We start from the raw sequence: 12,297 nt of genomic DNA, 5'->3' as shown, positions 1-12,297 counted from the left end.
ACCGGCTAGGCCTGCACGTCGACGACGCCCATCATGCCGAGCTGCTCGTGCTCCAGGATGTGGCAATGATACATCCTCCGCCCGGGGCGATCCTGGCGCAGCAAAAGCCGCATCGTTTCGCCGCGCGCCACGTTGACCGTGTCCTTCCAGGCGAGATAGGCCGGTTTCGAGACCTGCCCACCACGTTCGTGCTCGACCACTTGGAACTGCGTCCCGTGAACATGGAACGGATGGTCCATGTCGGCCTTGTTGACGATTTCCCAGAGCTCGACCTGTCCTGTTTTCGACACCACGTCGATGCGGCCCATGTCGAACGCCGCGCCGTTGATCAGGAAGCCCATCTGCATATCCGTCGCGCTCATCGTCGTCGTTTCGGTGAACACGAAACGCCGGCTGACGGCAGGGGTGCCAAGTTGCGCAATTGGTCGAAGCTTTTCCGGCAGCGGAGGAAACGTCTCTGCAGGCGTGTCCAAAACATTGACCGTAAGCAATGTCAGGCCTGCATCGGCGGGGCGGCCTGCGCCCATCCAGCCGCGATCGTAGTCGAGCGTGTTCAGGGTGACGGGGCCGCGCTTCTCAAACGAGACGATCAGTTCAAGGCGTTCCGCCGGGCTGAGCAGGACATCCTTGGCTGCCACCGGCGCCTCCAGCAGACCGCCATCGGTGCCGATGATCGTCATGGGTGCGCCGTCGAAGGAGAGCCGCAAAAAGCGCGCGTTAGTCGCGTTGTAGAACCGAAATCGCCGCTTTGTTCCAAACGGAACCGATAGCGCGGGATTTTTCTGTCCATTGACCAGCACGTGATCGCCGACGCGCCCGTTCATCAAATCGACCATGGTGTTGTCCGGCATGGTGCCGTCGGCGGCAAGGCGAAGGTCTGTGAACACCAGCACAGTGTCGCCATACTGGGCCGGGATCGGGTCCGCCTTCGGCTTGACCACGAACGCGCCGGCAAGTCCGCGATAGACCTGCTCGGCCGTCTTGCCGTGCGGATGCGGATGATACCAGTACGACCCCGCGCTTCCTTCGGGCAGTTCGAAGCTGTAGGTGCGCTCCGTGCCCGTCGCAACGGGGTCCATAGGATTGCCATCCTGGTCAGCTGGAACCGGCATGCCATGCCAATGGATGGTGCTTGTCTCTTCAGGAATTCGGTTCGTGAATGCAATCTCGACACGGTCGCCTTCAGTCACCTCGATCAATGGCCCCGGGCTCATACCGTTGTATCCAAGGATTGGCGTGTCGAGCCCTTCTGCAAAGCGAACCATGGCGGGTTCAGCCGTGAGGTTTGCTCTGAACAGGCGGGGCGCATTGGCTTCATTGGCTAGCAGCGGCAACTCGCGCAACGCCTGGCCCTCAGGCAGCATGGTCGCGCTTTTTGGTGCCGCGCCCATGTCGTGGCCCGCGTGCCCCATATCCATGCCGGGCATCTCGTCCATCTTCATCTGGGCGATGGCGCGCGGGCTGGCGAGAACCGTGGCAACGCCTGCCGCAAGAAAAGAGCGTCGATCCATGTGTGGTCTCCGAGATTAAGGTCACGCGCGTCGGCACGCGGTGTAACTCACGTGGCACGCTCCGTAGCCAGGTTGACACTAGCCTCGGTCACGTCATGCCGCCGTCTTCAGCGCCTTTCAAGCGGGCGACACAGGAGGCGGAGGTCATGCCCTCGATCCCAATCTGAGTCGCGGGAGCGGAAACAGGCTCGGCTGGGGTTATGAGCGACAGCGTTCATGGGTTTGCAGCTCCAACTGGGTAGCTGCGACACGATAAAGGTTCCCATCACGGGAAGGTCAAGGGGCAAATTTCGAGCGCTGCTTCGGCACGACAGCGATGATTTGAGCTGGCTCAAAAGCCCTTGACCTTCCTGTGATGGGAAGCCCCATAACAACCCCACTAGAGGAGCGCCGCAATGATAAGACTGACAGTTCCGGAAATGAGCTGCGGGCAGGCGTCATCAGATCAGTCGGTTACAACGAAAATTGGCCTGCCTGAACAGCGTACGGTCGGCGCGGATCATAAGCGCGCCAGCCGCGTTTGTTGCCATTAGGAGTTGTATAACAAGCCGAGTGGGCGAGTGCGGCGATAGGTCAAGGGTTCATCCTGATGCTCATCCAACCGATCGATTATTTCCTCGTCGTCTGGTTCGCGCTGGCGCTGGCTTCGACGCTTTATGTCGGCTTCGACCAATATCGCAACAATCCCGAGCCGGTGGTGATGAAATGGGGCTTCATCCTGGTCACCCTCTATATGGGTCCGCTCGGCTTGCTGCTTTACGTGCTCGCGGACAAGGAGCCACGGCCGGGCGAGCATGAGGTGTTCACCCGGCCGCTCTGGAAGCAGGGCGTCGGCTCCACCATCCACTGCGTCGCCGGCGATGCCACCGGCATCATTCTTGCCGCCGCCGTCACGGCGGCGCTCGGCCTGCCGATGTGGATCGACCTGATCGTCGAATATCTCGCCGGCTTTGCCTTCGGTCTGTTCATCTTCCAGTCGCTGTTCATGAAATCGATGATGGGCGGCACCTATTGGGAAAACGTACGCAAGAGCTTCCTGCCCGAGTTCATCTCCATGAACTTCATGATGGCCGGCATGGCGCCGGTCATGAGCTTCCTGATGATGGGCCGCGACATGCGCGCGATGGAACCGACGGAGCTGCTGTTCTGGGGCGTGATGTCGATCGGCGTCATCGCCGGTTTTGCGCTTGCCTATCCGGCCAATGTCTGGCTGGTCGCCCGGGGGCTGAAGCATGGGCTGATGACACAGCGTGCGCAGGCAGCCGGCATCGATGGTCGAGAGCAGCCTGCCACGAGGCAACATGCGCAGATGCAAATGCAGCAGGCCGACGCCAGCGGCCATCACGGGCAGCACCACGATATGGTTTCCCACAAAGGCAAAGGCGGCGGCCATCACATGGAGACGGATGCCACGACGCCGCAGGTCGCTGCCCTGGGTGCCGTCTCCCTGCTGGCGCTCGCCATCGGCATGGTCGCGCCGGCAAACTGGCTGAACCTGACGCTGTCGGCACGCGACGTCGGCGGGGTGATCATGCCGCAAGGCATGATCATGGATCGCGACACGCCGGCCGATACAATGCGTGACATGGCCGCTACCGATCCACGCCTCGTGGCCGCCTCTTATGGCCTGACGGCAAGGGGCGACCAGGAACTGCCGTTTCGGATGGAGAACGGCATCAAGGTGTTCGAGCTCAGGCCTTCAGTGGTCCGCTGGCAGATCCTGCCGGACGTCGCGGTCGACGCCTATGCCTATAACGGCCAGATTCCCGGTCCGCGAATTCACATTCGCCAAGGCGATCGGGTCAGGATCAACGTCACCAACGGCCTGCCTGAGGAAACGACGGTGCATTGGCATGGCTTGATCCTGCCTAACCAGATGGATGGGCCGGCCGAGATCACCCAGGCGCCGATCGAGCCCGGGCAATCCTATTCATACGAATTCACCGCAACCCAGCACGGAACCTATTTCTATCATCCCCATGCCAAGCCGGACCGGACCCAGGCGCTCGGCCTCTACGGTGCGCTGATCATCGATCCCGCCAATCCTGCCGACGAGGTCGCGGCCGACCATGATTACGTCATCCAGCTTCAGGAATGGCTGGTGCGGGAAGGGCTGACCTACCCGTCGATGCCGATGGACGGCGGCATGCCGAATTTCTTCACCATCAACGGCAAGGCCTATCCCTCGACCGAGACGATCCCGATGAAGGTCGGCGAGACGCTCAAGGTGCGGTTCATCGGCACCAACAACGGCTTCATCCATCCGATGCATATCCATGGCGGACCGTTCGAGGTCGTTGCCCGCGACGGCGAGACGGTCCCCGCTTCGGGTCGTTTCCTTGCCGATACGATCAACGTCGGGCCGGGTCAGCGCTACGACGTGATCTGGATGGCGCAGCGTCCGGGGCATTGGCTGATCCATTGCCACATCCCGCATCACACCACGAACAACAATGTCGAGGAGAAGGGCGGCGGCGGGCTGATGGTCGTGATCGATGTGACATGACCGGCGTCGCCTAGGCTCGTTCCAGCCGGTGCACCGGCCAGGACGCCATGCAATGGCTGGGGCCAAATTTTCTCTCAAGCTGAGGTGATCTGCCAGACAGCGACGCCGGCAAGGGCGAGACCGGCGGCGCCCTCGATGGCCCGGGAGATGGTTTCGAACAGCCGTGGCTGGCGCGCGAAAAACTGTACAAGCCGTTCCCGAAACACGATCGACAACACGGCGACGCAGGACAGCGTCAGCGCCACGCCGACCATCATGGTGATGGCAAACAGGACGCCCGCTGCCGGAACACCCCTGGACATCGCGAAAGTCATCGCGAAAAGCGTAAGCGGACATGGGATCAGGCCTGCCATGACGCCGACAGCCTCGCCCTCGTGCCTGTGGTGATGGCTGTGGCTCAAAGCGCGCCAGAGCATCCAGACGCCAATGAGGCCGAGCAGCCCGCGACTGATGTGCTCCAGAAGCGGAGCGCGGCCGACGCTGCCCAATGCTATTGAGACCAGTGGCAGCGAGAGAGCCGCAATCAGAACGGCAATCGTCACATGCGTGAACGATAGCGTGATAGATACGAGCAGACCACGCGAGACCTTCGCATCCGAACCGGCAAGATAAGTCGCCAGGACGGCCTTGCTGTGCCCCGGCGTCAGCGCATGGGCAGCCCCGAACACGACGCCCATCGGCAGGAAGGCCACGAACGCCAGCCAATTGCCTCCGGCCGCAAGCAGCTTGATCTGTTCGCCGAGCGTCAGATAGATCGTGCGCTGAAATTCGACGAGCGTCTGGAACATCGGACGAGACTAGCAGAAAATCGGCGAGCGTCAGTGCATGTGGCCGTGGTCATGCGTGTGCTCGTGAGGATGGTCGTTCTCTCCACGTTCCGTTGAAAACCGCACATTCGCCTCAGCCAGGGCCGGCATATGCTGGGATAGTTCGTCCTTCAGCGCTGCGGCGATCTTGTTCGCCGCCGACAGCGGCAGGGTTCCGTCCGCGGCAATTGCGATGTCGGCGTGCAATCTATGACCGATCCAGCGCGCCTTGGCATCGACAATGCGCGCGCCCGGAACATGCTCGGCGGCATGTCGGATTTCGTCCATCACACCGGGTTCGATTCCATCCAGCATGCGGGTCAGCACCGAGCGGGCCGATTGCCAGACGATACCGAAGATCGCAATCGTGATCAGCAGACCGACGATCGGATCGGCCAAGGAAAAGCCGAACCAAACGCCGATGGCTCCGATGACCACGGCAAGGCTGGTAAGTCCATCTGTGCGGGCGTGGTAGCCGTCGGCAATCAGTGCCGCGCTGTTGATTTCGCGACCGACGCGGATACGGAACACGGCAACCGCCTCGTTGCCGAGGAAGCCGACAATACCCGCCGCAGTCAGCCAGCCCAGGTGTGTCACCACTTGTGGATTGATCAGCCTGTCGATGGCTTGGTAGGCAGCGACTACAGCGCTGAACAGGATGATGAGCACGATGATGATGCCGGCCAGATCCTCGACCCGGCCCAAGCCATAGGTGAAGATCCGCGACGGCTTGCGCCGCGCCAGCACGAACGCAATCCATAGCGGGATCGCCGTGGTCGCATCGCCGATGTTATGGATCGTATCGGCCAGCAATGCCACGCTCCCCGACAACGCAACCACGACCATCTGCAATGCCGCGGTGATGGCCAGGATCACGAACGACCATTTGATTGCCCAGATGCCCCGGTCGGTGGTGGCAATTGTCGCGTCGATGACGCCATGGCTGTGACCGTGCGGACCGTGACCGCCGTGATGATGTGCGGCGTGCGAGCCGAGCCCGAGCCATTCCAGAATGGGGGCTACGATGGAATTCATAGATATTTCGCCAGCTGCTTGAGTTCCGCCAGCGAGTTGCCGCCGGTTTCGACGCTGTCCGTCAGGCAATGCTCGATGTGATCGTTGATCAGCTCGCGCTTGGCGCTGCTGATGGCCCTTTCGACGGCATGAAGCTGCTGCGCCAGGTCAACGCAAGGGCGATGCGCCTCGATCATCGCCAGCACCGCCGCAAGGTGGCCTTGCGCGCGCTTCAGGCGCTTTATGATGGAAGGATGCGAGGCGTGGAGGTGATCTGACATGCTTGAGCGTATCCTCCCGGGGAGGATACGCGTCAAGCTCTAAGTCAGCTGTGCACCTTTCGGAGGGGCTTCACCTTGAGCATGGCTTGTTCTATGCCTTTCCCATGAAGAAGCTTGCCCGTTTTCTTGGCCTGCTGGTCGTTGCAGCAGTCCTTGCGGTGGCGCTGGGCACGCTGCTGCCGCGCCCGCTCTGGCCGGCGGCCGTTGCCGATCCGATCGGCACAAGCCACCGTATCCTGGTGCTGCAAAATCCGATCCACACCGACATCGCCATCCCGGTCGACGACGATGTGCGCCGGCGCTTCCATTTCCTGGTCGATGCCGGCATTCCAGCAGACGTGGCGGAGGTCCGCTACATCGTCTTCGGCTGGGGCGGCCGCGCCTTCTATCTGGAGACGCCGACCTGGTCGGAGCTGAAGGCGGTGCCGGTGATGAAGGCGCTGACGGTCGATGCCTCGGCAATGCATGTCGACATTTCCGTCGACATCGCCGAGCCGCATCGCGACGTCGCCGGCTTCGACATCGGCGAGGAGCGGTTTACGGCGCTGCTCGATTACATTGCGGCAAGCTTCCGGCAGGGGCCGAACGGGGCCATCCCGATCGAGAGTGCGGCCTATTCCCGCTTCGATCGGTTCTTCGAAGCCAATGGTCATTTCAACGCGCTGATCGGCTGCAACACCTGGACGGCGGCGGCATTGCGCACGGCCGGGCTGCGCACCGGCTGGTGGAATCCGCTGCCGGCCTCGCTCGGCCTGTCGATGCGGCTTTACAATTGACAAGGCGACTTAGGACCGCCGAGCGTCCTACGCCCACCAACCATAGAGCCAGTCGAGATCGGCGGCGAGCTTTTCGGGCGAGCGCATCGCCAGGAACAGGTTGCGGGCCATCGCCACCGGCCCGGCCGCATGCCAGGCGAGGCGGTTGATGGCGCCGCGGCGGGCGACCTGGGCGACGCGCGGCCGCCGCGCCTGTTCCCAGGCGGCAAGCGCCCCCTCAAGATCGGCTGTGGAGGCCGCAACGAAGCCGGCAAGCGTCGCCGCGTCCTCGATCGCCATCGCCGCGCCCTGTGCGGCAAACGGCGTCATCGCGTGCGCCGCATCGCCGATCAGCGCGATGCCTTCCGGCGTCGTCCATCGCCGCTGCTCGACGGTGTGGATCGGCCATGCCATCCACGGCGCCGCCTCGCTCGCCAGACGGACCAGCGCCGGCGCGGTACCGCGCATGGCGCTGGCGAGGCTGGCGGGGTTGGCATGCCCCGACCAGCCCTCGGCGATGCGCTCGCCCCCAGTGAAGGCGGCGAGGTTGAAGGCAGTGCCACGACTGACCGGATAGGCGACCATATGGAAGCCGGGATAGAGGAATGCAGTAACGCAATCGGGCGCACCGATCGCTGCAAAGGTTTGTCCGGCGGGGCTGTCGGCGGCCACCGTGGCGCGCCAGGCAAGCTCGCCCGAAAACCGGCTTCTCCGGAAATCGGCTGCGTTGCGGGCAAGCGTTTCTCGCACCGACGACCAGACGCCATCGGCGCCGATCAGCAGACAGCCAGCCTCGACCGTGGCGCCATCAGCCGATGCAGTGACGGTAACACCTTTCGATCCGGCTGCGATGTCGGTCACCCGCGCGCCGGCGATCAGATCGATACCGGGCTGCTCCGAAACTCGCTGCATCAGCGCTGACTGCAGATCCGCGCGGTGGGCAACGAGATAGGGCGCTCCCCAGCGCGTTTCGGCCGCCTGGCCAAGCGGTACGCGCGCCAGCTTGCGCAGCGTGGCGGCATCCTTGAGCACGACCGCCTCCGGCCGCACCGCCGTCGCCAGCAGCCGATCGAGTACGCCGAGCTGCCGTAGGATGCGCGTCGCGTTGGGTGAGAGCTGGATACCGGCGCCGGCAGCCTCGAGGTGCTGCGCCTGTTCGAACAGCTTTATCCGATAGCCGCGCTCGGCGAAGGCCAGTGCCGCGGTCAGCCCGGCGACGCCCGCCCCGGCGATGACCACCTGCCGGGACTGCGTTTCCTGCATCAGGTTTGTCGCGGAAGAATCAGGCGGCCTGGTCGATATAAAGGCAGCCCGGCGGCGCCGTTTCCAATGCCTTCAGCTTCGGCGAATAGCGATAGAGCGTCGAGCAATACGGGCAGACCTTTTCATTGTCGTCGCCCATGTCGAGAAATACATGGGGGTGGTCGAAAGGCGGATTGGCGCCGGTGCACATGAATTCCTTGACGCCGATGTCGATTGCCGGATAGCCCGCATCGTTCTGGAAATGGGGAATGGAACCGCCTGCCATCGTCGTCTCCTGATCTTGTCGATTGCATCTGGATCATAACCCGTCTCTTTGCAAGATCGATGAAATGAAACTGTCGCAAAAGCCTGTCAGAGGATAAGTTAAGCCGGTTAAGGCTATGGTCGTCGAACGGTGTGGGAAGAGCGGAAACCATGAACGAACTGAAGCCGGTGCAGAACGAATTCATCACCGTCGAGGCGGCGAGCCGCGAAGGCGGCAATCCCGACCGCTTCGTCAACCGGGAGTTTTCCTGGCTGCAATTCAACCGGCGCGTGCTCGAAGAGTCGCTGAACGCCAATCATCCGCTGCTCGAGCGTGTTCGCTTCCTGTCGATATCGGCCGCCAACCTCGACGAGTTCTTCATGGTCCGCGTTGCGGGTCTTGCCGGCCAGGTGCGCGAGGGCATCGTGCTGAAGAGCCCGGATGGGCGCACGCCCGAGCAGCAGCTTGAACAATTGCTGCGCGAGGTCGAGCGCCTGCAGGAGGACCAGCAGAAAAGCCTTTCGGCGCTGATGCTGCTGCTCGACAAGGAAGGCATCGAGAGCATCACCCGCGATGCGCTGAGCAAGGACGAGAAGATCTGGCTCGAGGACCATTTCCAGGAGCAGGTATTTCCGGTGCTGACGCCGCTGTCGATCGACCCGGCGCATCCGTTCCCGTTCATTCCCAATCTCGGTTTCTCGATGGCGTTGCAATTGCGCCACCGTAAGAACGGCGAGGAAATGAGCGCGCTTTTGCGCCTGCCGGTGGCGCTGAGGCGCTTCATCCGCTTGCCGGATCGCAAGCGCCATGTCCGCTTCATCCCGCTCGAGGAGGCGGTCGGCCTTTATATCGGCAAGCTGTTCCCGGGCTACGAGGTCAAGGGTTCCGGCACGTTCCGTATCATCCGCGACAGCGATATCGAGGTCGAGGAAGAGTCCGAGGATCTGGTGCGCCTGTTCGAGACGGCGCTGAAGCGCCGCCGCCGCGGCTCGGTTATCCGGATCGAATTCGACCGGCTGATGCCGCCCGAACTGCGCGACTTCGTCGCCGGCGAGCTTGGCGTTTCGGCAAGCCGGATCAGCGTGCTCACCGGTCCGCTGGCGCTCAGCCAGATCTCGGAGATCGTCGCCGTCGCCCGCGACGATCTGAAGTTCACGCCCTACAATCCGCGCTTCCCCGAGCGCATCCGCGAGCATGGCGGCGATTGTTTTGCGGCGATCCGCGAGAAGGACATCATCGTCCACCACCCCTACGAATCCTTCGACGTCGTGGTGCAGTTCCTGCGTCAGGCGATGGCCGATCCAGAAGTGGTAGCGATCAAGCAGACGCTCTATCGCACCTCCAACGACAGCCCGATCGTACGCGCTTTGGTCGACGCCGCCGAGGCCGGCAAGTCGGTGACAGCGCTGGTCGAGCTCAAGGCGCGTTTCGACGAAGAAGCCAACATCCGCTGGGCCCGCGACCTCGAGCGAGCCGGCGTCCAGGTCGTCTTCGGCTTCCTCGAACTGAAGACCCATTCGAAAATGTCGCTGGTCGTGCGGCGCGAGGATGGCAGGCTGCGCAATTACGTGCATCTCGGCACCGGCAACTACCACCCGGTCACCGCGCGCATCTACACCGACCTGTCCTTCTTCACCACCGCCCCGACGATCGCGCGCGATGTCGCCCAGCTGTTCAACTTCATCACCGGCTATGCCGAACCGGCCGAGCAGATGCGGCTGGCCATATCGCCGTTCACGCTGCGCGACCGCATCCTCAAGCACATTTCGGACGAGATCAGTCACGCGCTGGAGGGCAGGCCCGCCCGCATCTGGATGAAGATGAACGCCTTGGTCGACCCGATCATCATCGATGCCCTCTATGATGCCAGCCGCGCCGGCGTCGAGATCGATCTCGTCGTGCGCGGCATCTGCTGCCTGAGGCCGCAGGTGCCCGGCCTGTCGGAGAACATAAGGGTGAAATCGATCGTCGGCCGCTTCCTCGAACACAGCCGCATCTATTGCTTCGGCAACGGCCACGGCCTGCCCTCGGACGGGGCGATCGTCTACATCTCCTCGGCCGATTTGATGCCGCGCAATCTCGACCGCCGTGTCGAGACGATGGTGCCGATCACCAATCCAACTGTGCACGAACAGGTGCTCGGCCAGATCATGCTCGGCAACATCATGGACAACCAGCAAAGTTTCGACGTATTGGCTGACGGAACCTCCCGGCGCGTCGTGCTGGAAGAGGGCGAGGAACCGTTCAACGCGCAGGAATATTTCATGACCAATCCGAGCCTGTCCGGACGGGGCGATGCGTTGAAGTCGCATGCGCCCAAGCGCATCGCGCAGTTCAAGCGCCGCAAGAAACAGAACGCAGCGACGGGCTGATGATTTCAGCATCCCAGGGCCGGCTCCAGGACCGCCGACCGCTGTCCATCATCGATATCGGGTCGAACTCGATCCGTCTTGTCATTTATGAGGGGCTGGCGCGCTCGCCGACCTTGCTGTTCAACGAAAAGATGCTGGCCGGCCTCGGCCGCGGCATCGTTTCGACCGGAAAACTCGATCCCGAGGCGGTGACGCGCTCGATGGAAGAGTTCCGCCGCTTCCGCGCGCTCTCCGACCAGGCCGGCGCCCAGCGCATGTATGTGCTGGCGACCGCCGCCGCCCGCGAGGCGGTCAACGGCCCCGACTTCATCCACCGCGCCGAGGATGTGCTCAAGACCGAGATCCAGGTGCTGAGCGGCCGCGAGGAAGCCCATTATTCGGCGCTCGGCGTCATTTCCGGTTTCCATCCGGCCAACGGCATCGCCGGCGATCTTGGCGGCGGCAGCCTCGAATTGATCGACATTGACGGTGAGACGATCGGTGACGGCATCACGCTGCCGTTGGGCGGCCTGCGCCTGCAGGACATGGCGAAGAACTCGCTGACCCAGGCGGCAAGGATCACGCGCGAGCAACTGGCGCGGGCGAAATTGCTGAAGGGCGGGCAGGGCAGGGCGTTCTACACGGTCGGCGGCACCTGGCGAAACCTCGCCCGGCTGCACATGGAAATGACCAACTACCCGCTCGGCGTCATGCACCATTACGAGATCGGCATCGAAAGCGCCGCGAACTTCCTCCGACAGGTCGCCAAGGCCGAGATCGATAAGATCAAAGGCATCGAGGGCATCTCCAAGAACCGCCGCTCGCTGCTGCCTTATGGCGCCATCGTGCTGCAGGAGATCATGGCGGCGATGCAGCCGTCGAAGATCATCGTGTCGGCGCTGGGCGTGCGCGAGGGCTTTCTCTACTCGCTGCTCGACAAGGCCGAGCAGAAAGCCGATCCGCTAATCTCGGCGGCGGAAGAGCTTGCCCGCCTGCGCTCGCGCTCGGTCGACCACGCGCATGAGCTTGTCGAGTGGACCGGCAAGGCGTTCGCTGCCTTCGGCATCGACGAAACCAGGGATGAGGCGCGCTACCGCCACGCCGCCTGCCTGCTCGCCGATATCGGCTGGCGTGCCCATCCCGAATATCGCGGCAAGCAATCGCTCAACATCATCGCCCACGCCTCGTTCATCGGCGTCGACCATCCCGGCCGCGCCTTCCTGGCGCTTGTCAGCCTGTTTCGCCACGAGGGCGTGTTCAATGAAGCCGCTCCGGAAATCCGCGGACTGGCGACACCGCGCTATCTCGAGCGCGCCCGCGTGCTGGCCGCGCTGCTGCGCGTCGTCTATTTGCTGACTGCGGCAATGCCAGGCGTCATGCCACGGCTGAAATGGGAAAACCGCGGCAATGGCGTGCTGGCGCTGGTGCTGCCGGCAGCGCTGGCCGATCTTTACGGCGAGCGGCCGGCCGGCCGGCTGGCACAGCTGGCAAAGGTCACCAATCGCCGGCTGGTGCTGGCGGTCGAGGGCGGGCCCAGTATTTCAGTGAAGTAGTTTGAGGCACGAC

10 protein-coding genes are annotated in these 12,297 nt (G+C 63.1%); 4 read left to right on the top strand and 6 right to left on the bottom strand.

Features of this window, described 5'->3' with window-relative positions; translation table 11 throughout:
- Positions 1-5 precede the first annotated feature (5 nt).
- The gene (locus NKI29_RS12575; protein WP_352796373.1) at positions 6-1,343 is read right to left on the bottom strand and encodes a multicopper oxidase family protein; all 1,338 of its coding nucleotides are present in this window, start codon (positions 1,341-1,343) and stop codon (positions 6-8) included.
- Between the two features lie 757 nt (positions 1,344-2,100).
- Between NKI29_RS12575 and NKI29_RS12570 the strand changes: the two genes are divergently transcribed.
- Entirely contained in the window at positions 2,101-4,017 is a 1,917-nt protein-coding gene (locus NKI29_RS12570) for a multicopper oxidase domain-containing protein (protein WP_352796370.1), read from the top strand.
- Positions 4,018-4,091: 74 nt separating this feature from the next.
- On the opposite strand, the gene NKI29_RS12565 is transcribed toward NKI29_RS12570, so the two are convergent.
- Genes NKI29_RS12565 through NKI29_RS12555 form a run of 3 tightly spaced genes read right to left on the bottom strand, consistent with a single transcriptional unit; the run spans position 4,092 to position 6,118 of the window.
- Positions 4,092-4,805: a HoxN/HupN/NixA family nickel/cobalt transporter gene (locus NKI29_RS12565; RefSeq protein WP_352569732.1), complete on the bottom strand. Its 714-nt coding sequence runs from the start codon at positions 4,803-4,805 to the stop codon at positions 4,092-4,094.
- Positions 4,806-4,835: 30 nt separating this feature from the next.
- Positions 4,836-5,858, bottom strand: coding sequence for a cation diffusion facilitator family transporter (locus NKI29_RS12560; RefSeq protein WP_502894598.1), 1,023 nt, complete (start codon positions 5,856-5,858; stop codon positions 4,836-4,838).
- Positions 5,855-6,118, bottom strand: coding sequence for a metal-sensing transcriptional repressor (locus NKI29_RS12555; protein WP_023719742.1), 264 nt, complete (start codon positions 6,116-6,118; stop codon positions 5,855-5,857). Before NKI29_RS12555 ends, NKI29_RS12560 begins: the two co-directional genes overlap by 4 nt.
- Positions 6,119-6,222: 104 nt before the next feature.
- On the opposite strand from NKI29_RS12555, the gene NKI29_RS12550 reads away from it, so the two are divergent.
- Positions 6,223-6,894, top strand: a complete 672-nt coding sequence (locus NKI29_RS12550) for a TIGR02117 family protein (protein WP_352636532.1) — start codon at positions 6,223-6,225, stop codon at positions 6,892-6,894.
- A 27-nt stretch (positions 6,895-6,921) separates the two neighbouring features.
- On the opposite strand, the gene NKI29_RS12545 is transcribed toward NKI29_RS12550, so the two are convergent.
- Both NKI29_RS12545 and NKI29_RS12540 read right to left on the bottom strand, forming a co-directional pair.
- Positions 6,922-8,136, bottom strand: a complete 1,215-nt coding sequence (locus NKI29_RS12545) for an FAD-dependent monooxygenase (protein WP_352569734.1) — start codon at positions 8,134-8,136, stop codon at positions 6,922-6,924.
- Between the two features lie 19 nt (positions 8,137-8,155).
- Entirely contained in the window at positions 8,156-8,401 is a 246-nt protein-coding gene (locus tag NKI29_RS12540; protein ID WP_352569735.1) for a zinc-finger domain-containing protein, read from the bottom strand.
- Positions 8,402-8,550: 149 nt separating this feature from the next.
- Between NKI29_RS12540 and NKI29_RS12535 the strand changes: the two genes are divergently transcribed.
- Both NKI29_RS12535 and ppx read left to right on the top strand, forming a co-directional pair.
- Positions 8,551-10,752: an RNA degradosome polyphosphate kinase gene (locus tag NKI29_RS12535; protein WP_352458380.1), complete on the top strand. Its 2,202-nt coding sequence runs from the start codon at positions 8,551-8,553 to the stop codon at positions 10,750-10,752.
- Positions 10,752-12,284 (top strand): exopolyphosphatase, encoded by a 1,533-nt coding sequence (gene ppx / locus NKI29_RS12530; protein WP_352569736.1) that lies wholly within the window; start codon positions 10,752-10,754, stop codon positions 12,282-12,284. Before NKI29_RS12535 ends, ppx begins: the two co-directional genes overlap by 1 nt.
- Positions 12,285-12,297: the final 13 nt, after the last annotated feature.

It is taken from the genome of Mesorhizobium sp. M0678, assembly GCF_040320505.1.
In the GTDB taxonomy this organism is placed as follows: domain Bacteria; phylum Pseudomonadota; class Alphaproteobacteria; order Rhizobiales; family Rhizobiaceae; genus Mesorhizobium.
The sequence above is the reverse complement of the archived record's forward strand: the minus strand, read 5'-3'. Positions and strand labels throughout refer to the sequence as shown.

What these genes read in the sequence shown, in the direction of transcription:
- NKI29_RS12570 (WP_352796370.1), top strand. Translation starts at nt 2,101, where the DNA reads ATGCTCATCCAACCGATCGATTATTTCCTCGTCGTCTGGTTCGCGCTG.
- NKI29_RS12565 (WP_352569732.1), bottom strand. Translation starts at nt 4,805, where the DNA reads ATGTTCCAGACGCTCGTCGAATTTCAGCGCACGATCTATCTGACGCTC.
- NKI29_RS12560 (WP_502894598.1), bottom strand. Translation starts at nt 5,858, where the DNA reads ATGAATTCCATCGTAGCCCCCATTCTGGAATGGCTCGGGCTCGGCTCG.
- NKI29_RS12555 (WP_023719742.1), bottom strand. Translation starts at nt 6,118, where the DNA reads ATGTCAGATCACCTCCACGCCTCGCATCCTTCCATCATAAAGCGCCTG.
- NKI29_RS12550 (WP_352636532.1), top strand. Translation starts at nt 6,223, where the DNA reads ATGAAGAAGCTTGCCCGTTTTCTTGGCCTGCTGGTCGTTGCAGCAGTC.
- NKI29_RS12545 (WP_352569734.1), bottom strand. Translation starts at nt 8,136, where the DNA reads ATGCAGGAAACGCAGTCCCGGCAGGTGGTCATCGCCGGGGCGGGCGTC.
- NKI29_RS12540 (WP_352569735.1), bottom strand. Translation starts at nt 8,401, where the DNA reads ATGGCAGGCGGTTCCATTCCCCATTTCCAGAACGATGCGGGCTATCCG.
- NKI29_RS12535 (WP_352458380.1), top strand. Translation starts at nt 8,551, where the DNA reads ATGAACGAACTGAAGCCGGTGCAGAACGAATTCATCACCGTCGAGGCG.
- ppx (WP_352569736.1), top strand. Translation starts at nt 10,752, where the DNA reads ATGATTTCAGCATCCCAGGGCCGGCTCCAGGACCGCCGACCGCTGTCC.